We start from the raw sequence: 21,116 nt of genomic DNA on the forward strand, positions 1-21,116 counted from the left end.
ATATCCTGCTTTCAGCGGTTTTACTTTAGACTTGTTGATATAAATCGAAAACATGTTTCAATTCGACAGTTACTGGAGAATGGTCTGGATTTGTTTCCATCAGATCTTCCATGAACACCCACCACTTTTGATTGATTGCTGTTTCTGGTACATGGCGCCATTTTTCTTCATCTTCAATCTCTAGATACCCAAAGAGAGTATTTGTTTCTGGATCAAGAAAAATCGAATAAGAGCGCGCACCATGTTCAGCCAACATGTCACGCATCTCCGGCCACAATTCATTGTGTCTTTTGAGGTACTCTGCTTCGTATCCTGGGTACAACTTCATTTTTACTGCTTTTTTGATCATTTTTATTCCCCTTTCACTGATTGTTCGATCTGCTCGACCCTAGCAATTATCTGTTGGTTCTTACTTCTTTATTTTCCAATTTAAAGCAAGCGTTTACAATAGCAAAAAATAAGGATAACGGTGGCAGATTCACAGGAATTCATCATAGAACAAAAAAGCGACCGCGGTGGGTGGCCGCGGTCTAGGAGTTTATTTTTACTTGAGGAGTAAAAATGAAAAAGTATAGGGTTGTTGGTTGGTATGTATATAGAATAGAAGAAAAGTTTGAAGAATTTTCACTATAATATTTGTCTTTTGTTAGGATAATTCATTAAGAAAAAGTAAAATGCCAAGTACTTTAGTTACTTACTAATAAAATAATCATTTCATAGGATAAACTTTACACCTTGTTTTCCCCTTATCTAAGGTAGTTAAAGTAATCGGTTCGTCTACTTCTTACTTTCTTGCTTGCCTTTGCTTGTTGCTTTAAGAAACTTATTTTTTTTCGGTTTCTGAAATTAAGTTTTCTTAGTTGGTTCCGAATAAAGACGAATCTTCTTCTATGATTCATTGATTTTTGTTTCTTTTGATAAATGGTTACTTTCCTATTCGCGATGATAATAGCCTTCTTATTTTTTTGTCTGGCGCTATTCTTGCTCGCATCTAGCACTGATGATAACTGTTTTTTTTGACTCTGATCATTTTTTGATGACGCTGTTCCTAATTCTTGGGGCTCTTTGTTTTTTTCTAGGATGGTCATTTTTCTATTTTGAACCATCACCGTTTCCAATACACCCACTCGTCTAGCATCCTGTTCTTGTTTCAGATGATCATTTTTTTCTAATACGCTCTCTGATGACAGGTTAGTCAATGAATCTTCTTGAACATTCGTTGATGGAATAGCGGCTTCTTGCTTGTCCATGTCTTTCAAATATTCTTGAATCATCGGATCAAGCATAAAAAAGCTAGGTTTCGCTCGGTGGCTCACTTCTTCTCTTACCTCATCCTTCAGCAGTCGATTGTACTTTGGGTTCTTTAAGCAGAACTGGAGGATTCCCTTTCGTATATCAACGGTTTCTTCTAATGACTGAACTAATTTCGTAAGTACACTAGCATCGACGTTTGCATCGATTGTTCGATTTTTCTGTTGTTTAAATTGCTCAAGTTTTTCTTTATCGATACTTAACCATAAATGTATATAATCCGATACATAGAATTTTTTATCGTAATACTTAGTTATTTGATTAGTCAACTCATTTTGTCCACTGTCTTTGCAGTTGATTGCAATTTTTTCTGCTTGTTGGAGGCGAATGATGGCAGCTTCCTTACTTGACCAATCCCCGTCAGGTATCTGGTGTTTTAGAATTTTCTCTACTTCTTCTTTGACCGTTTTGTCAAATTCATTAAAAGAAGTTTGTTGATTTTCAATCGTCAAGGTTGATTCCTGATTTTGACTAAAGATATTCCTGATACGTTGGCTGATTCCCATAATATTCCTCCTTGTTTCTGTTGATAAAATGAGTATACAGTTTGTAAATCGATTCGTTCGCCTTTCTTTTCTTATACATGCAAAAAAAAGACTTGACGTTTTTATTGAACTTAACCTCTTCAAAAACAAGGCGCCATCCACAAAAATTTGAAACACAAATTCCGTGGATGACGCCTTATTTTTCGAGGTTAAATACTTCTGTACCGGTCTCTTTTTTTCTTTTAATTTGGTGTATCCATCATGAATTGCTTCACGCTTTTTTGCTCAGCTATATACTTCTTGCCTCGTTCTTCTCGTATATCCATATATCGCCAAACTTAGAAAGAATAGAATATAAATGACCAAGATGAGCACTTCCCTGCTGTTAGCTCCCCATGTTTGTCCGGATTGAAGGTTTTTGATAATCGTCAAGACCCAATATTGCGGAGTAATCATCGACACGTTCTGCATCAATTCTGGCATCACCTCATGGGGGATCAAAGCACCCGATAGTAAACTTGTGACGGTGATCAAAATACTTTGTAGAGCTGCTGCCACACTTGTACTTGGGGCAAGCACACCAATCGCGATCGACCAACCTACCGCTAGTAAACTAAATAGACTTAGTAGGCCCATCAAGTCAAAAGCACTTAACCCAGGGTCGATGTTGAATAGACTTGTCATGACGACAACAGCTAAAATCACTTGGATCAGCATAGCCAATGTCGCAAAGATCGTTGTCCCGATAAAATATGTGCTTTTAGCTACCGAAGTCGTCATCAAACGTGTATAAATTTTATTTCGTCGTTCTTGTTGAATCGTCGTTGTTCCAAAATTACCTGCTTGGAAAAGAAACATCATCAACAAAAAGCCAACGATTTGCACCGACATTCGTTCGGTCGTTGTGCTTTGATCTACTTGATTGATCTCGATTTCTGTCGATTCTTTCAAGCGTTCAAGCGGTTCGTTCTCCCCTCCAGCTTCTGCTAACAAATGGATACTAGAAACTTCTGCTAACGCACGTTGGATCAACCGGTCGACATTCTCCAACAACTCTCCTTTTTGGAATGTCCGGAGAGAAATTTTCGTATTTTCAGAAACATTTTCTTGGTAGCCTTTAGGGATCGTGATAACTGCCACCGCATTTTGCCGTGAAAGAACTTGATCGATTTCTTCTACTGAACCAATTTCCTGAACGCTGACTCGTTTTGCCAAACTTTCAATAAGCAATTCACTATAGGATGAGCGATCTTGATCGACTACCCCTACCGTCAGTAGATTCGTTTCTTGATCTCCATAAGCAAAAAGATAAAGGACGACACTCAAGAAAGGAATTCCTAAAAGAAACAAGATTTGCAATGGTCGATTTTTCCAAAGAACCAACCGTTCTCTAACGATCCAAACGATATCTCTCATTAGAATACCTCCCTTTTATCTAAAATGACGACTGACGACATGAGTAAAACAAACAATAACCCAAAATTCCCATAGATACCTAACCATTGCAAGGGATTGTCGGTCCACAAACTTTCTCTGACAGATGCTAAGACCCAACCTAATGGTGAGAACCCCATCATTGTTTCATTCGTTGGAAAATAGGCACCACCTAAAAATCCAGTGAGTTGAATAAATATCTGGGTAATGCCAGAACCAATTCTTTTTTCATCACGATCGCCAATGGTTTCTAAAAATAAACCGAGTGCGAGAAAACTGCCCATAAGTGCGATTAAGTTGAGATAAGAAAAGCCAAACCTTAAATACCAAGGAACATCAAATAAAAATTGAGAGATGAGCATCAAGATCAACACCACAAGCATCCCAAAGAAGAAGTGACCGAAAAATGTCGAAAAAATGATTGTTTTACGGCCAAGTGGTGTGATTAATTCTCTTTGCACGGTTCCATGTTGTCGTGCCTCTCGAAACATACTCAGACCAATTTCAGAAAAATATAAAACAAATAGACTGGTCATGGCAATCGCATAGTATTGGTAGGAAGATGCGGTTTCTCGTTGATTTTCTTGATCGACGACGATCGCATCTGTAAACTGCTCTGCTGAAACTAGGCCAGTAGTTGGTGGCAAGTGCTGTTCCATAATGAAACTTTGTCGTTTGATTTCCTGTACGATTTCTACTAGATAGCTTTGTAGGATTGTTTTTTCTACATTGGACAATTCCCGACTCTGCACCTCGACATGATCTGAAAAGTGCAAGTAAGCGTCCGCTTCTTGTTGTCTTATATTCGCTAATCCTTCTTTTTCGTTTGCCACTTCTTCAAAATGAATAGCACCTTCAGTAAAAGAAGTCACTTGCTGGAATATCTCACGAACTTCTTGATCTTCTACTTGATATTGCACCGTCAATGGCTCCATATCAGAGGTTATATCATTATTGAATACACCTTGGAGGACTGCCCCTAGAATAAACATCAACGTGATCGGAAAAGCAAGATAATAAATGTAATTGGATTTCTCACGAAAGTTTTGTATCAGGGTACGGATAATTATTTTTTCATTCATACTCACTCCTCCTAATCACGTAGATTACGTCCAGTCAAACTAAGAAAAACGGTTTCTAAATCTGGAGCTTGTTGCAGTACATCGACTACTCTAACTTCTTGCTTGATCAGTATCATTAATATTTGATTCAATAATTTGCTTTCAAGCACCGTCACGATCTGTACTTGTTGTTTGTCGAGTGAAACATTGATGACTCCATTGATAGTATTGATTTCTTCTATATCCAATGCCTCTGGATTCTCTACAGTGATTTGGAGATTGATTTTATCCGTGACGAGATTCACTAATTCTTCCTCACTACCGATAGCAATCACTTGTCCTTTATCAATAATGACGATTTCATCTGCCAAACGTGCGACTTCTTCCATATAGTGACTCGTATAGATGATCGTTGTACCATTTTCTTTCATATTTTCAATTGCATCTAAAATATAATTTCTAGATTGTGGATCGATCCCTACCGTAGGTTCATCCATGATCAGTAAAGCAGGCCGATGGGCAATCGCCATTGCAATATTCAATCGTCGTTGCATCCCACCAGAAAACGCACTCGGGCGCTCTTTTCTTCGTTCGTACAAATCAACCGTTTTCAATGCATCTTCCACATTCTTTTTTAGTTCTTCTCCCCTGATTCCATAAAGCCCGCAAAAAAAGCGGACATTTTCTTCAGCAGACAAATCATAATAAATCGCTAACTCTTGCGGAACTACCCCTAAATTTCGCCTAAGCTCTCTTTTTCCCTCGGTCATCTCTTCTGAAAACAACTGAACCGTTCCAGATGTCTTATTCAATAAACCAGTAATCATATTGATAACGGTTGACTTTCCTGCGCCATTTGGTCCTAACAACCCTAAAATCGTTCCTTCAGGTACTTCAAATGACACACCGTCCACAGCAATTTTCTGCCCAAATTTTTTAGTCAATTTTTGCACGCTCAGTATATTCATTTAATCACTCCTTTCCTTTATTTTATAAAAAAAAGAGAAGCTGCAATAGTACAGTTTCTCATGACTTACGAATTAGAAATCTCATGTTCTTCATCAAAAGGTAAAATCGTGGTGACGTGAAATCCATTCGTTCCATCGATCAACAATTTACCATTCAACATTGCCGTTCGCTCTTCCATTCCTACGATCCCAAGACCTTTACGATAGTCCAATGCCCTTTTTCCATTGTTCTTCGATTCAAATCGTAAAAATTTTTGATACACATGTAGGCGCACCGTCACCGTAGAAGCTTCACTATATTTCAGCGTATTCGTCAAGAATTCTTTCAAATTCGCCGCCAATACCTGCCAATGAAAGCGACTGATTTTATCTAAAGAACCGCTATATTGGAAATCCACAATAATCTGGTGAGCCTCGGAGAAACGTTGGAGTTCTGCCTTTACTTTATTGATATTCAAGGTTTCATTCTTTGGTTGCTCGTCATGTAACACATTTCGGACTTCGTTGATCGACTTTCTTAAACGATCAGCAGATTGGCTCAATAATTGATGCGCTTGTTCCGGTTGTTCTCGATTGATGACCTTCGCCGCTTCAATTTGGATCAAACTACTCGTTAAGTCGTGTCCAAGATGGTCATGGATTTCATGGATGATACGTTGTCTTTCTACTAATGTTGCTTCTTTTTGCATCGCTTCAGCATTCAAAGTGCTTTGTGAAAAGAGTTTTGATAACTTGTTTCGTTCTATCCGTAAATAATCGGAAGAAGCAGTTAATTCTTCTTGCTGTTTCATCATTTTTTCCGCAGCCCAAACGATACTGATCATCCCACTGACCCATAGTACAAAGAGAAAATAAAGTGAGGAAGAGAGAAAAAAGCTGCCAACACTATAACTGACTAAGGCTACAAATAAAAGTATCCATGACTTTTGCAAGCAAAAATAACCTTGCATCAAGGAAAGTGGCAATAGAAAAATTGCTTGTTCGACAAAAATCAAACTCAATAGAACAATAATCAATTGCAAAGTAACAAACCACGGTCGATATTTTTGAAAACTTTCTCCTAAGAAAAAAAAGGTCAACCACAACATGCTTAAACTAATGATAACCATCAAAATGATGGAAGATGTTTGATAGACCACCAGTCCGATCAAACCAATGATCGATAGTAAGTTGATCGATAATTTGATTGCTTGCATCTACGTCATGACCTCACCCGTGAGAACATAGATCGCTAATTGAGTACGATGATCCAAGTTCAGTTTTTTTAAAATCATTGAAAGATTGTTATGGACAGTTCCTTCACTTAAAAATAGTGTTTGTGCAATCACTTTATTCGTCATTCCTTTTGCGACTAAGTAGGCAATTTCTTGCTCTCGCTCCGTCAATAAGGAGAGATCTGCTTCTTGCTGATTCTTGTTATCTGATTGTTGCGTTGCCTTCACAAGGACTTCTTTCGAAAGAATCGTTTGTCCTTGTAACACACTTTTGATTGCTTGAATCACCGCTTCAGGAGGAGTCGTTTTCAGCAGATAACCACTCGCACCATTACGTATCCCTTCTTCTATGTAACGATCTTCATCAAACGTAGTTAAAATGATGACAGGTATCTGGTATTCTTCCGTAATCTGTTTCGTAGCGGTGACGCCATCCATCCCTGGCATTCGGACATCCATCAATACGATATCTACTTGATTTTTTTCGCAAAAATCAATGGCTGTGCGCCCATCATGACAAATACCCACTACTTGAAAATCTATTGTACTTTCTAAAATAATTTTTAAGCCGCTTGTGATCAGTGCACTATCATCTACTAATAAAATATTTGTCATAGTGATTCTCCATTTTTTTATTTTAAGCAAATAGGAGTAACAAGCAAACAAATCAAAAAGTGTTGGCTGCTACTTACGAAAGTAGCCTGCGCATTTGTTATCTTTTTGATGAGTTCGTTTCTTTTGACTCTCATACTTGATCTTTCTTTATAGTATACTCGAAAGAATCAGCAAATAGAAGTTTGAGTCCGTAGTCGGCGTTTGTCTGTAGGATGACTACTCACTGATCTTCCCTATCCATTTTTAATCAACGGAAAAAAGATTGAGACAATCATGTTAGTTCTCAGAAATAGTCCAAAACCTAAAAATCCGAAAAATAAATTCTAGGTTCATAGAAATATTTCTTGACGCTATACACAATTAGCTCAATCTTTATGTCATCGCTTAATTATTTTTTTTACGTTTCAGCCAGCTAGCTAAAGCTGTGCCTATCGCTCCAAAACCAAGTAATGCGAATGCACTAGCTACTTCGCCAGTTTTAGGTAGATTGCTGTCTCTGCCATTATTTCTTGTTGATGCAACATTTGTCGCCACACTGCCACTACCACTTCCACCAATTGGAGTCGTGCCGGTTTGATTGTTTCCTAACTGATTGTTGCCAGAAGGAGCGCTGATGTTATTCCCACCATTTCCAGTATTCCCAGTGCCCCCCGTGTTTCCACCGGTATCTCCGCCATTACCTCCCGACTGCGCTGTAGTAAGCATAATGGGTTCAGACTCTTCCCCTTGTAAAAAGTTGGTACTCTCGTCTGAAATCGCAGTGATCCAATACGTTGTGTTTGCACTCAATCCCAAAAATACGCCATCTACTGCTGGTACACCATCTGCGTATGCAACGACTCGCGCAAGCGGATTGGCTTGTGGATCTGTGTCGTAAATCAGGTAGGTCACATCTTGCAGCAATTCTTCCGCATGGTCATGGTACCAGTGTTCGCCTGGTGTATCTGGGGTATCGTCATGATGGAGAAGCGCAGTACCCGCAATCGTGATCACTTCATGGGTATTATTTTGTTTTGCTAATTCCTCATCTATTCTCAGAAATGCACCGGCTGCTTTGGTGATTGCTTCGACATCAAAGATATCTGTGACCAGATACTCATGATTTCCAATAGTCGGTAAGCCGGTAACCTCATAGTTGGAAAGGTTAACCGTGCCCCAATCAATGGTCCAGTTCGCTCCTTCGATCGTATTCGTTCCAGCAGCACTATTCGTATATTGGAAACTTGATTCTTGCCAAATCACCTCATCTCCAGGTGCCAACCCAGTTAACGTCGGCATATCGAAATGATCAATTTCAGTCGTTCCATTGAATGAACGAGCAAAAACTGTCCCTTTTTCTAGAATGATCTCAGCCGGAGTCACTTCAATCATCGCTTTATTCCAATTCTGTCCAGGTTCTAATGTAGTGATACGACTGATTGGTGTAGCAGTCACTTCATAAATCCCAACACTAGAAATTTCCAAAATCAAATCCATACCATCGGCTGAAATGCTTACCCCATCCGCATTTGTCTCAAAAAGATAATCATCTGGGTTTCCACCACGTCCGAATAAAGAAAAGACATCAGTAAGTGGAATCTTTGTTTCTGCTCCACCATATGGCACTTGAAGCGTTTCTCCTAACGCATTGATCGGTAAAGTATCCATCTCGTTACCTAGTCCTAGCTTCGGATAATTTGTCGCAGTATCCCACACCCAAGTACTACCGAAATCCCAACCATTTGATTCATAAGTCGCTTGCGTGCGCAATTCAATGACATCTAAAGGTTCAATGACATCTTCGATCACTTGACCGCCAACTGGAACCCCGCCGTATAAAGCTTCAGAGTTATTATAGTAGTAATTATTGATATTCGTTCCACCTAAACCGAAATGATCGACATCGGATTCTCCAGTGACATCCCCCATCCCATAACTGTTTTTGATTGTTAGAGAGCCGGCATTACCGACAAAACCGCCAACAGCTTCAATGCCAGTTACATGTCCTGTACTATAGTTGCGTGCTACTTCAATCGCATAAGGATGAATGGCCCCGATAAATCCTCCGACGTTCGTTCTCCCAATGACATCGCCTGTCGCATAGGAATCGACTACTGTACTGTAGAAGTCGTGTCCACCAATCAACCCTCCCACGTTTTCACTTTCCGGGCTGTCAATATTCCCAGTAGCATACGAGCGACTGACTTTACCCCAGCTATTCAGACCAATTAGTCCTCCAGTATTGGTGGTATTCGCTGTGACATTTCCTGTGGCATAACTATCTACAACTGTATTTCCATTTACTCCGATCAGCCCCCCAACAGCTTGAGGATACATGTAAGGATTGGCATTAACTGTTATCGTTGCTGAAGAAGATGAGCGCGCAATCGTAGTACCTGCGACAGTATTCGCCATATAACCAACTAGTCCACCAATGTTATTCCCACTTGCTTCAATACTTCCACCAATAACAGTAGAATCAGTGACGGTCGTTGGTCCTTTAGATAGGTCATTGATTTGACCAATCAATCCCCCAACGTTATTTCCGTAGAGCCCTCCCACAACCCGAGGATTTTCTAATGTGATCCCAGAAATCTTTGCACCATCTGTCACACCGAAGAATCCACGATTATGCAGATCCCCAAGTTGTACCCCAGCATTCACTATCATATTACGGATCACTGTTCCAGGTTCAGCTGTAAAACTTCCAGTAAATTTTGTTGCTAAAGTTGTCCCATATCCAACAGGTATCCAATCTGAAGTGAGTGTAATATCATTCATCAATTGGTAATGCGCCGCGAGATCATTTCGCATTTCATTCAATTCAGCTTCAGTGGTGATTTGGAAGGGCGAGGTGAGAGAACCATCACCTGCTCCAGAAAAGTACGATTCAACGATTGTTTCGTTTTGCTCTTCCATTTCTTCCATCACTGTCTGTTGCGCTTCAACCAGTTGATCGGTTGTCTCGAGTGTTACATGGTCGTCTTCTTCAGTTACCACCACATGACGATCATCCTCCAGAACCACGACTTCCTCGGAAGACACTTTTTCATTTATGATTTCATCATCAAAGCTTTCTTTTTCTTCGTCTATTGGCTCTTCTTCAATCACTGTATGTCTTACTGGATCAATATCTTCTAAAACGTTTGCAAAAGTCGGTACTGTTTGCGTTAACACCATTGAACTTAAAAGTATATTTGCAATAAGTTTTTTCTTGTTCAGTTTAATCATAAATATGTCCGCCCTTCATTCTCTAACCATATTTTAATTTATGTACAAATTATCTCATAAAAAATTTGATAAATGAACTTTTTTACTATCTAAGAAGCACCTATAATTAGAGAACTCTAATTATATTATAACTAAATGTTTTTTTATTTATGATATGAAAGTTCATGTTTACTTCATGAAACTTCTTGTTATTACTTTTTTACCAATAAGGAAACACAAGATATTAAAACATTGTTATGTAAAAAAAATCTTTTTTATTTTCCACTAAAATAAAAGTATGTCCCTCTCTGAATCGAGAGAACTTTCAACATCTTCTTAACGGCTTCCAGTTTAATTACTAATTTGTCGATCTCTTACTTCGTTTCATAGAATGATAATTATAATGTTTCCTAAAAATAGAAAAAACAACCGCCAACTTGCACATTGTAAATTTTACTCCTCATAAAATGATAAGGTTAATCATTGTTAACTCAGGCAATCAAAAGCGAAGGTGTCCGATAACCACCATGAATGATGATTCGATCAATCATAAAACAAACAATTTTATTTTGTTATTTTATTTTGATAGTATTTTCGGATCTTTTAACTGACAAAAATAAGAAAAAAAGAAAAACCACCAGAAAATACACGGATGTATTTTCTGATTGCTTTCTTTTTCTTAGCAATTGATTTACGCAGATACAGATAAACAACTAACTATTTTTAGATATTCAAAATATGAGCCCATTGAAAAGGACGTAATCGCTTAAATTGATAGTGTCATTTTTCTAATTCTAAGTAACTGACCTTTTTGTCTGGATATGAAACAATCCAAACAATGATAGCTTTCGGTATGTTTACCCTTGCTTTAGTTGGCTTAGTTGTTACGATGCTAAAAAATGACAAAAAGAAATAGCCGTCACTTTAGCGAGGGTCGGCTATTTCTACAAAAAATATCTAATTCTTGTCACTAGCTTTTAGCGGTGCTGTCAAAAGGGAGCTGTTGACGCAGTTCCTTTTTTCGTTTTTATTATAGCACAGTTCAAGCTTCTTCTTCAATTCTGATTTCTGATTTCTGATTAAGTGTATTTTAAGTGAACATACAAATTTTCCAAAAAAACATCCGTGTTTATCTAAAGTTCAAGGACTCTATCTAGGGCGATATGCTATACTTTTTTAGACAGTAAAGTTGAATGACGGTGGCGACTTCGAAAAAGGTGGTGGTTCTTATGGAGATAAGTACTGAAATCGAAGAAAGGAGAAGCCTTTTGTCCGCATATGAAATAATGCAAACAATTATAGCTTTCGGTATGTTTACCGTTGCTTTAGTTGGTTTGGTTGTTACAATGCTGAAAAATGACAAAGAGAAGTAACCGTCACTTTAGCGAGCCGATGGTTTACTTCTCTTTGAGTTAACTATTACACTTGCCACTAGCTTTTAGCGGTGCTGTCAAAAGGGAACTGTTGACGCAGTTCCTTTTTTCGTTTTTATTATAGCACAGCTTCGGCTTCTTCTTCAATTCTGATTGATATATAAGAAGGATTTATGGAGACAACTAATTGGCTGGACCAATAGATTCCGACTTAAAAAACGATTACTCAAAATTTATGACAAGCTTTTTATCCAATCCTTGTGCTAGTTCGATCACTAACTCAATACTAGGATTCATTTCACCTGTTTCAACTCGTGAAATGGTTGATTGAGGTTTCCCAATTTTTTGCGCTAATTGTTTTTGTGTTAATCCAGCACTTTTCCTTAATTCTGCTAGTTTTAACGCAACATCTAATTTAGCTTCTTCAATTTCCATTAGATGCACAAATTCTTCACTTTTTTCCGCTCTTTTTTTTATATAATTTTGTACTTGACTCATCATATCCACCTCTCGTTCTTACTTAAAAAATTGTCTCGCAACTTTCTACCTTTTTCTAACTCTCGTCTGGAAAGCTTATTTGCTTTCTTTCGAAACCCATGAGTAATAAAATATTCATTCCCTTTTCTTTGAAAATGTATCCCTCTTAAAGCATTACTACTTATACTTGCTCGCACTTCATATAAATTGCTCTCCAGTTTTTTTACCCACTCTTGCCGCATAGCTGTATGTAAATCTGTTTTTTCAATTTTATCAATGATTGATAAAATTTTTGCAGCCTCCTTGTCACTCAATGAATCAAGGAATCAAGGAATCTTTCAAATTCATCGTCCCACTTAAATTTAGGATGATTCAACTTATTTCCTCCTAATCATACCATTATATAGCGAATTAGCTATATTTTTCTACTATTTGTTAAAAACTTTTTTCATTAGGCAAATCAAAATTTCATGTTTATTTTTCCCTTCTTTTCATGGTTGATTTATCCTTTACACAATCAATTACGCTAATTAAAGACTATTATATTAATCTATATTGCTATCCTTAAAGCAAAACGCAAAAAAGCGCCTAAAAAGGCGCTTTTGGTAGAAATTTGGAAAACTGAGCTTTCAAAAGTACGTAAACAAAGGCTTTTGTTCCTTGAGTTTTCCCCAGTTTTATTGAGTTTTAACATTATTTCCGATACATCTTAAACTCTAAGAATAAATCGTTATAGATTCCTAAGTATTCTGAACCGAGATTTTCATAAACTTCAAGATGCGAAATCGTTTCATCAGATGGATAAAATTGTTCATCTTCGGAGATTTCCTTTGGTAACAATGCTTTGGCAGCTTTATTTGGTGTGGAGTAGCCGATATATTCTGCATTTTGAGCGGCGTTTTCCGGATCGAGCATGAAGTTGATGAAATCATAGGCGCCTTCTTGGTTTTTAGCTGTTTTTGGCATGACGATGTTATCAAACCAAAGATTTGAGCCTTCTGTTGGGATCACATAATGTAAATGTTCATTTTCATACATCATATCTGCTGCTTCACCTGAGAAAGTCACAGCAGCTGATGCCTCTTCGTTGATCATATACATTTTGATCTCATCTGCAACGATTGCTTTGATATTTGGCGTCATTTTATTCAATTTTTGAGCTGCTTCGTTCAGTTCGGTCATGTCTTTGCTATTCAAAGAATACCCTAAACTATTCAAAGATAAGCCCATCACTTCTCTTGCTCCATCAATCAACATCAAGCTGTCTTTCAATTCTGGTTTCCAAAGGTCATCCCAATGCTTGATTTCTTCTTCGTCGAATACTTTATCGTTATACACGATACCCAGAGTTCCCCAGAAATAAGGAATCGAATATTTATTATCAGGATCGAAATCCAAATCCAAGAAGCGATCATCGATATTGTTCAGGCCTTTGATCTTACTATGATCTAAAGGCATGACAAGTTTTTCTTCAATCATTTTTTGGATCATGTATTCACTAGGAATAGCAATATCATAATTGGTTCCGCCCTGTTGAATCTTGGTAAACATGGCTTCATTCGAGTCAAATGTTTCGTAATTGACTTTATAACCGGATTCTTGTTCAAACTTCGTGATCAAACTAGGATCGATGTAGTCTCCCCAGTTATAAATGGTCACGATTTTCGCTCCACTCATTCCGCTCGCTTTTTCTAATTGTCTAACACTGACAAGCAATACACCAATGATCAAGATAATACCGATCAGCAAAGATTGTAATTTTTTCATCGTAAACGAGCCACCTCCTCACGGTTGCGGCGATTTTTTTTCAATCGTTTTGGTCGGTTTTCTTTACTGATAAAGTAGTAACCGATCACTAACACCATCGAGAACAGGAAGACAAGTGCGCTCAACGCATTGATTTCTAAGCTGATTCCTTGCCGCGCTCTTGAATAGATCTCAACAGATAAAGTAGTAAAGCCGTTTCCTGTTACAAAGAAAGTGACCGCAAAATCATCCAAAGAGTATGTGAACGCCATGAAATAACCGGCAATGATTCCTGGAGATAAAAACGGTAAAATGATATTTTTTACGACTTGGAAATTATTCGCCCCTAAATCTCTCGCAGCATCCACCATCGAATCATTCATTTCTTGCAATTTTGGTAAGACCATTAAAACAACGATAGGGATACTAAAAGCGATATGGGAAAGCAAGACACTTTGAAAGCCTAACCCAAAGCCGATTAGCGTAAAGAAAATCAAAAAACTCGCACCGATGATCACATCGGGAGAAACAAGTAAAATATTGTTCATGCTCAATAGCGCCGTTCGTGCTTGACGTTTTTTCGTGTAATAGATCCCCATCGCGCCAAATGTCCCGATGATCGTTGCAATCAAAGCCGATAAGAACGCCAGCATAAATGTATTCAATACGATGATGATGAGTCGTGTATCCTCAAATACCGCTTGATAATTCTCCCAAGTAAAGCCGGTAAAGCTGTTCATCGTTCCGCCTTCATTGAAGGAATAAAAAATCAAATAAAAAATCGGTAAATACAATAATAGAAAAACAACCGCTAAATAGAGATACGACCATTTGAATTTTTTTCTCATGAGCGACCTCCTTTTTTCTTCTCACCAGTTAGTAACATCACAACGAACATAGCGATGATCAAAATCACGCCGATCGTTGAACCCATACCCCAATTTTGTGTCACTAAGAAATGCTGCTCGATTGCTGTACCTAGCGTGATCACTCGATTTCCACCAATCAAACGTGTCAACATGAAAAGGGATAGTGAAGGAATAAAAACTGCCTGTACCCCACTTTTTACACCATTCAATGACAAGGGGAAGATCACCCGGCGAAACGTTTCAAAGTTACTTGCTCCTAGATCTTTACTGGCACTCAATAATGAAGGATTCATTTCTTCCAATGCGTTAAAAATCGGCATGATCATGAAAGGAATCTCGATATATGTCGCTACGAATAAGAAGCTAAAATCAGTAAATAAAATCTGTTGCGGGCCAATGCCGACAAACTCGAAAAAGTGGTTGACACTTCCATGAATACTGAAAATCCCGATAAAGGCATACGCCTTCAACAACAAATTGACCCATGTCGGTAAAATGATCAACATCAACCATAATTGCTTATGTTTCAATTTCGTTAAAAAGTAAGCAGTCGGATAGCTGATCAACAAGGTGAATAATGTAATCAAGAACGCATACCATACCGAATTGATCGTCATGGCGATATAAGTCCCTGAAGTAAAGTACGCAGCATAATTACTTAATGTAAACTGACCACTCATATCGAAAAAAGATTGATAGATGATCATCAAAACAGGCGCGATCACAAATAATCCAAGCCACAAAACATAAGGGATGGAATAGATCCTACGCATTGTTCTCATATTCTCTCCCCCTATTCTTCGTAGCTTTCCAAACGTGCGTCGAAGTCTTCTTCTGACTCATTGAAACGCATGACATGGATGTCTTCTGGTTCAAAAGATAAGCCAACTTGACTACCTTCGCGAGCTTTTTTCGTTGAGTGGACCATCCATTCATTTTGTTGCTCATCATAGCAAATGATTTCATAGTGGACGCCACGGAATAGTTGAGTATCAACTGTCACGACTAATTTCCCTTTATCTGGTGTAGTGATGGTTAGATCTTCTGGACGAAGCACGACTTCAACTGGTTCGTTGACGCGCATCCCACCATCGACACACTCAAATTGTTTACCAACAAACTCAACTAAGTTATCTTCGATCATCACGCCATTGACGATATTACTTTCACCAACAAAATCTGCCACGAAATGGTTGATCGGTTCATCATAAATATCTACAGGGGTGCCGCTTTGGACGATTTTCCCTTTGTTCATCACAAAAATCTCATCACTCATTGCTAACGCTTCTTCTTGATCATGCGTCACAAAAATAAAGGTGATCCCTAAACGTTGTTGTAGTTCACGCAACTCATATTGCATATCTGTCCGTAACTTTAGATCCAAGGCTGATAACGGTTCATCCAACAACAAGACTTTCGGCTCATTGACGATGGCTCGCGCAATGGCTACCCGTTGGCGTTGTCCCCCTGACATCTCGCTGATCTCCCGCGTTTCATATCCAGGTAATTGCACCATACGTAATGCGTCTTTGACCTTTTTTTCGATTTCTGATTTAGGCATTTTTTTGATTTTCAATCCAAATGCCACATTATCAAATACATTCATATGAGGAAATAAGGCGTAATCTTGGAAAACCGTGTTGACTTGGCGTTTATTCGCCGGCAGATCGTTTAGTCGCTTTCCTTCAAAATAGATATCTCCTTCCGTTGCTTCTGTAAATCCAGCAATGATTCGTAAAATCGTTGTTTTCCCACAACCAGAAGGCCCTAACAATGTATAAAATTTCCCTTGCTCGATCTCAAAACTGACATTCTTTAAAATTGTTTCATCATCATAGCTTTTTACGACTTGATCGAATGATATGATTGGTTTTCCCACTTTTTCTGCCCCCTATATTACAAGTATGATTCGGTTGCGACGATCAATACCTTAGTTTGTTTATTTTGATGATTGCGTAACTGATGCTGTGTCGTTGCCTGATAGTACATCGATTGACCTTTTTTTGCTACATACTCTCGTTCACCCAAGCTTAGCGCAATCTCCCCTTCCAGAACAAAAATAAATGTCTCTGAAAGTGAAGGTTCAAAGGTTTTATATTCACCAGCTGTATCAAATGTCAATAAAACTGGTTCCATTTCTTTTTCGTTGGAATCTGTCACTAACCATTCCAGTTCGTACCCATTCTCTTCATCGTAATAAACGGTACGATCTTCTTTCGTATAAACGATTTGAAGGTTGGGTGTTTCTTGATGAAAAAATGCTTCTGGGGTAACTCCTAAGACTTCAAGAATAGAGAAAAATGTTTCCATCGATGGCGAACTTAGATCCCGCTCAAGCTGTGAGATATAGCCCTTTGATAAATCTGTCCGCTCCCCTAATTCTTCTTGTGTCAAATTTTTTTGGATACGCAGATTTCGTAACTTCTCACCAATTTCCATTTATCTCTGTCCCCCTACGTAAAGTTTCCTAATAGTAAACTCCAAGTTTACTACCACCTGTATTAGTATACAAATTTCCGCTGAAAAAACAACCCTTTTGCTTGAATTTTCTTTGTACTTTTTCGGCTGTCTCAAACTTTTTTTAGAAGAAATTAATCAGCAAACTACTAGAAAATGAAACGCTTTATGGTATGATTAAGGAAAATTTTGAAAGGAGTACCTTCTATCTAATGAACACATTCAAACAGTTTCAAGTAAACAACGAGCCTACTTTTCATACAAGCATCGTTGACAAAGAATTTCCTGAGCTGACTAATAATGAAGTTTGGGTAAAAATCGCATACTCAGATGTCAATTATAAAGATGCGTTAGCTTGTAGTGAACATGGACAAGTGATCCGTCACTATCCAATGACTCCCGGAATTGATTTTTCTGGTGTCGTCATGAAAAGCTTGGACAAACGATTTCAACCAGGAGATCAAGTTCTAGCAACCGGCTATGGACTAGGTGTTAGCCAACCTGGTGGCTATAGCGATTACCAAAAAGTATCTGGAGATTGGCTTGTCCCTCTTCCAGAAACGATGACTCTACGTCAAGCAATGGTTCTAGGCACCGCTGGTTTGACTGCTGCACTTTGCGTGAATGCTTTACTTACCCAAGGAATGAAAGCAGAGGACAAAGTGATCGTCACTGGTGCCTCTGGCGGAGTTGGTAGTGTGGCAATTGCCATGTTGCATAAAATGGGCTTTCAGCAAATCACCGCATTTTCTCGTAAAGAAGAAGCAAAGACTTGGCTACAGAAACTAGGAGCGACTCAAGTTGTTCATCCAGAAGCCTTTCTACCAGAAAAAAATAAACCGTTAGATAAACAACAAGTCGATTATGTGATCGATACTGTTGGGGGCGAACAGCTCACACGATTATTGCCTTTGATTGCTTATGATGGCGCAGCTGCTCTCTGCGGCAATGCGGGTGGCATCAAATTGACAACAACAGTGTTACCTTTTATTTTACGTAATATCCAGTTGATCGGGATTGATTCAGTCAATGTCCCACATGAGAAACGCTTGAATATCTGGCAACAACTAGCAGACCTATCTGTAACTGATCATTTAGTCGTCAACGAGATCACCTTAGATCAATTGGAAGAAACAACCACAAAAATCCTTGATGGGACACACCAAGGAAGAACACTTGTCACTGTAGGTGAAACAATATGAAGGTATTGATCACAGCCGGTGGCACAAGCGAACGAATCGACCAAGTCCGCTCGATCACGAATCATTCGACTGGACGTTTAGGTCAAGCCATCGCAGAAGCCTTTCTTGTTCACGAGACTGTGACGATCGACTATGTGACAACACGATCTGCTCTAAAACCTACTGCTTCTAAACTTTTGACGATCCATCTCATTGATTCTACACAAGACTTACTGGATACGTTAGAACGATTGATGCAAGATAATACCTATCATGCTATTATCCATAGCATGGCGGTCAGTGATTTTACACCGGCTTTCAGTCTTTCTGAACAACAGTTTGCTGAGCGCTTGAGTAAAGAGGCATTGACTCCTGATTCACTGCCGTCATGGCTGGCAGAAACAGAACAAACCGCTAGTAAAGAAGCCAAGATTTCATCTGATACGGACTATCTCTTTTTGACCTTGAAGAAAACACCAAAGATTATTCGTTCGTTACGCCAATGGCAACCAAATGCTGTCATCGTTGGTTTTAAATTATTAGTCGATGTCTCAAAAGAACACTTATTGGACATAGCTAAAAAAAGTTTGATCACCAATCAAACCGATTATATTTTGGCCAACGACTTGACTCAAGTCAGTGAAACACACCACCATGGCTATTTATTATCTAAAAATGGAGAAGTCGTAGAAGCCGATACCAAGCAAGAGATTGCAAAATGTATCGTCACTGCGATTTTAAAATAAGGAGGAATTCACGATGAAAAAAATCCTATTAGGCGTATCTGGCAGTATCTCTGCTTATAAAAGTGCAGATATCACAAATCAACTAGTCAAACTCGGTTATCAAGTCGATGTCATCATGACAAAAAGTAGTACCAAATTTATTACACCTTTAACATTGCAATCCCTTTCAAAACGTGCTGTCCATACAGACGTTATGCAAGAAAACGATCCTTCAGTGATCAACCATATCGAGCTAGCCAAACAAGCAGACTTGTTTTTGATTGCACCAGCCACTGCAAATATTATCGGCAAGTTAGCGAATGGTCTAGCGGATGATCTCTTATCGACTGTTGCCATGGCACTTTTACCGGAAACACCAAAATTGATTGCACCGGCGATGAATACTAATATGTACCAACATCCGATCAATCAAAGAAATTTAACGACGCTAAAAGAAATCGGTTATCAAGAGATTGAACCTAGAGAATCCCTCTTAGCTTGTGGCGATTACGGAAAAGGTGCTTTAGCGGATAACCAAATCATTATCGACCAAGTCACACTTCTGCTGAATCAGAGGTCGGTCTAGTATTTAAGGAGTTATGATGAAAAATACCAAAAACTTTACTTTAACTGCTATGTTTTTAGCAATTATGATCTTACTCGCTGTCACGCCTCTCGGATTTATTCCGATTGGGCCGATCAACGCAACAACGATGCATATCCCTGTCATCGTCGCTTCAATTATTTTAGGTCCTCGGCTAGGTGCCTTTCTCGGTGGCACATTTGGTTTGATCAGTCTGATTCGCAGTACGTTCATACCAACACCGTTGTCTTTTGTTTTCTCACCGTTTATTCCGGTGATCGGCACAGATCAAGGAAGCTGGAAAGCCTTGATCATTGCCTTGATACCTAGAATCCTGATCGGTGTTGTTCCTTATTTCGTTTATAAAGGAATACAACGATTGACAAAAAACAAAGTTAGTCCGCTCTCACTGTTTCTCGCAGGGATCGCTGGTTCTCTGACCAATACGATCTTAGTGATGAACTTGATCTATTTTCTATTCCAACAAGATTATGCACAGGTTCTTGGGACAAATATCAATGCAGTCTATTCAGCAGTTTTAGCGGTCATCTTTACTAGTGGCGTACCAGAAGCAATCGTCGCTGGTTTAGTCACAGCTGCGGTATCTACCGTTTTACTACGAATGATTCGTTAATGATCGGATTAAAAAACCAAAAAAGAGTGATGCGGTATGTTAGCTCTTTTTTGGTTTTTTTGTCGATAAGTGTTTAGTCCTGAATTTTTTATCTTTTGGTGTTACCATGATTGATACAGATATGTAGCGAAAGGATGAAGAAAATGAATATTTTTGTAGTAGGAGCAAACGGACAAATTGGGCGTCATTTGATCCAAAAACTCGGAACAACCGAACATCAAGTTTACGCGGGTGTACGAGATGTTGCCAACCAAGCGATTTATGATGAAGAAAATATCGCCTATGTTCCCTTTGATTTAACTTGGTCTTCAGAAAAAATGGCGGAAGCCTTTCAAGAGAGTGAACTCGTCATCTTTGCTGCTGGTTCTCAAGGAAAAAATCTTTTACAAGTTGATTTAGACGGCGCAATCAAAACAATGATTGCAGCAGAGCAAGCAAATATCTCTCGTTATTTGATGATCAGTGCAGCTTTTGCGGATAACCGTGAAAAATGGCCTGAGTCAATGACTGATTATTATATTACTAAATATTATGCAGACGAATGGTTGAAAAATCAGACATCATTAGATTATGTCATACTACAACCTGTAGCTTTGACGAACGACGAGGAGGTCACTTCGATCCAATTGACCAAACCAGACGAAAAACCAGCTCAATCGATTACAAGAAAAACGGTAGCAGAAGTTTTAGCAGCGTTAGTGGATCAACCAAACATTTCAAAAACAACTGTTGTTCTATCTGAAGGATCAGCTACAGTATCGGATGCCATCAAACAACTTGTTGAGGAGGCTTGA

The 21,116-nt window shown here is 38.7% G+C and carries 22 protein-coding genes; 7 read left to right on the forward strand and 15 right to left on the reverse strand.

The annotated features are described in order from the left end of the window. Positions 1-25 precede the first annotated feature (25 nt). From rhaM to IGI79_RS10390, 8 genes are all read right to left on the reverse strand, one after another. Positions 26-349 carry an L-rhamnose mutarotase gene (rhaM, locus tag IGI79_RS10355; protein ID WP_019723905.1) on the reverse strand — a complete coding sequence of 108 codons (324 nt, stop codon included), beginning with the start codon at positions 347-349 and terminating at the stop codon, positions 26-28. Positions 350-746: 397 nt separating this feature from the next. After that, on the reverse strand, positions 747-1,817 hold the full coding sequence (locus tag IGI79_RS10360) for a hypothetical protein (protein ID WP_195274324.1): 1,071 nt from the start codon (positions 1,815-1,817) through the stop codon (positions 747-749). Between the two features lie 264 nt (positions 1,818-2,081). Then, on the reverse strand, positions 2,082-3,212 hold the full coding sequence (locus IGI79_RS10365; protein ID WP_195274322.1) for an ABC transporter permease: 1,131 nt from the start codon (positions 3,210-3,212) through the stop codon (positions 2,082-2,084). Further along, complete coding sequence (locus IGI79_RS10370; protein WP_195274320.1) at positions 3,212-4,312, reverse strand: ABC transporter permease; 1,101 nt, start codon at positions 4,310-4,312, stop codon at positions 3,212-3,214. Before IGI79_RS10370 ends, IGI79_RS10365 begins: the two co-directional genes overlap by 1 nt. A gap of 11 nt (positions 4,313-4,323) precedes the next feature. Beyond that, entirely contained in the window at positions 4,324-5,259 is a 936-nt protein-coding gene (locus IGI79_RS10375) for an ABC transporter ATP-binding protein (protein WP_108143591.1), read from the reverse strand. A gap of 65 nt (positions 5,260-5,324) precedes the next feature. After that, a complete protein-coding gene (locus IGI79_RS10380; protein WP_195274318.1) occupies positions 5,325-6,455 on the reverse strand; it encodes a sensor histidine kinase in 1,131 nt (376 codons plus the stop codon). Next, complete coding sequence (locus tag IGI79_RS10385; RefSeq protein ID WP_065096788.1) at positions 6,456-7,088, reverse strand: response regulator transcription factor; 633 nt, start codon at positions 7,086-7,088, stop codon at positions 6,456-6,458. Positions 7,089-7,472: 384 nt separating this feature from the next. Next, positions 7,473-10,298, reverse strand: coding sequence for an LPXTG cell wall anchor domain-containing protein (locus IGI79_RS10390; protein WP_195476047.1), 2,826 nt, complete (start codon positions 10,296-10,298; stop codon positions 7,473-7,475). Positions 10,299-11,079: 781 nt separating this feature from the next. Between IGI79_RS10390 and IGI79_RS10395 the strand changes: the two genes are divergently transcribed. Continuing rightward, positions 11,080-11,193 (forward strand): putative holin-like toxin, encoded by a 114-nt coding sequence (locus IGI79_RS10395; RefSeq protein ID WP_229048857.1) that lies wholly within the window; start codon positions 11,080-11,082, stop codon positions 11,191-11,193. A 313-nt stretch (positions 11,194-11,506) separates the two neighbouring features. Beyond that, positions 11,507-11,650 carry a putative holin-like toxin gene (locus IGI79_RS10400; protein ID WP_019724701.1) on the forward strand — a complete coding sequence of 48 codons (144 nt, stop codon included), beginning with the start codon at positions 11,507-11,509 and terminating at the stop codon, positions 11,648-11,650. 222 nt (positions 11,651-11,872) lie between these two features. Here the strand turns inward: IGI79_RS10400 and IGI79_RS10405 are convergent, their stop codons facing one another. The 7 genes from IGI79_RS10405 to IGI79_RS10435 form a co-directional block, all read right to left on the reverse strand. Next, complete coding sequence (locus tag IGI79_RS10405) at positions 11,873-12,148, reverse strand: helix-turn-helix domain-containing protein (protein WP_229048851.1); 276 nt, start codon at positions 12,146-12,148, stop codon at positions 11,873-11,875. Then, positions 12,148-12,441 (reverse strand): type II toxin-antitoxin system RelE/ParE family toxin, encoded by a 294-nt coding sequence (locus tag IGI79_RS10410; RefSeq protein WP_229054069.1) that lies wholly within the window; start codon positions 12,439-12,441, stop codon positions 12,148-12,150. The genes IGI79_RS10405 and IGI79_RS10410 overlap by 1 nt, the downstream gene beginning before the upstream one ends. Before the next feature lie 379 nt (positions 12,442-12,820). Continuing rightward, on the reverse strand, positions 12,821-13,894 hold the full coding sequence (locus IGI79_RS10415) for an ABC transporter substrate-binding protein (protein ID WP_195274313.1): 1,074 nt from the start codon (positions 13,892-13,894) through the stop codon (positions 12,821-12,823). After that, positions 13,891-14,721, reverse strand: coding sequence for an ABC transporter permease (locus IGI79_RS10420; protein WP_195274311.1), 831 nt, complete (start codon positions 14,719-14,721; stop codon positions 13,891-13,893). Before IGI79_RS10420 ends, IGI79_RS10415 begins: the two co-directional genes overlap by 4 nt. Further along, positions 14,718-15,524 (reverse strand): ABC transporter permease, encoded by an 807-nt coding sequence (locus IGI79_RS10425; RefSeq protein WP_019723761.1) that lies wholly within the window; start codon positions 15,522-15,524, stop codon positions 14,718-14,720. The genes IGI79_RS10420 and IGI79_RS10425 overlap by 4 nt, the downstream gene beginning before the upstream one ends. 11 nt (positions 15,525-15,535) lie before the next feature. Next, a complete protein-coding gene (locus tag IGI79_RS10430) occupies positions 15,536-16,621 on the reverse strand; it encodes an ABC transporter ATP-binding protein (RefSeq protein ID WP_065095582.1) in 1,086 nt (361 codons plus the stop codon). A 17-nt stretch (positions 16,622-16,638) separates the two neighbouring features. Next, entirely contained in the window at positions 16,639-17,181 is a 543-nt protein-coding gene (locus IGI79_RS10435) for a helix-turn-helix domain-containing protein (RefSeq protein ID WP_065095581.1), read from the reverse strand. A 230-nt stretch (positions 17,182-17,411) separates the two neighbouring features. Here IGI79_RS10435 and IGI79_RS10440 point away from each other — a divergent pair, with 230 nt between their 5' ends. The 5 genes from IGI79_RS10440 (at position 17,412) to IGI79_RS10460 (ending at position 21,116) form a co-directional block, all read left to right on the forward strand. Further along, on the forward strand, positions 17,412-18,401 hold the full coding sequence (locus tag IGI79_RS10440; protein ID WP_108146036.1) for an acrylyl-CoA reductase family protein: 990 nt from the start codon (positions 17,412-17,414) through the stop codon (positions 18,399-18,401). Next, the gene (gene coaB / locus IGI79_RS10445; protein WP_195274309.1) at positions 18,398-19,126 is read left to right on the forward strand and encodes a phosphopantothenate--cysteine ligase; all 729 of its coding nucleotides are present in this window, start codon (positions 18,398-18,400) and stop codon (positions 19,124-19,126) included. Before IGI79_RS10440 ends, coaB begins: the two co-directional genes overlap by 4 nt. A gap of 13 nt (positions 19,127-19,139) precedes the next feature. Further along, positions 19,140-19,691, forward strand: a complete 552-nt coding sequence (coaC, locus tag IGI79_RS10450) for a phosphopantothenoylcysteine decarboxylase (RefSeq protein ID WP_034690286.1) — start codon at positions 19,140-19,142, stop codon at positions 19,689-19,691. 16 nt (positions 19,692-19,707) lie between these two features. Then, entirely contained in the window at positions 19,708-20,322 is a 615-nt protein-coding gene (locus tag IGI79_RS10455) for an ECF transporter S component (RefSeq protein ID WP_010734774.1), read from the forward strand. 143 nt (positions 20,323-20,465) lie between these two features. Next, positions 20,466-21,116, forward strand: a complete 651-nt coding sequence (locus IGI79_RS10460; protein WP_010734773.1) for an NAD(P)-binding oxidoreductase — start codon at positions 20,466-20,468, stop codon at positions 21,114-21,116.

Origin of the sequence: Enterococcus sp. AZ084 (assembly GCF_051714905.1) — a bacterium.
Lineage (GTDB): Bacteria > Bacillota > Bacilli > Lactobacillales > Enterococcaceae > Enterococcus_B > Enterococcus_B pernyi.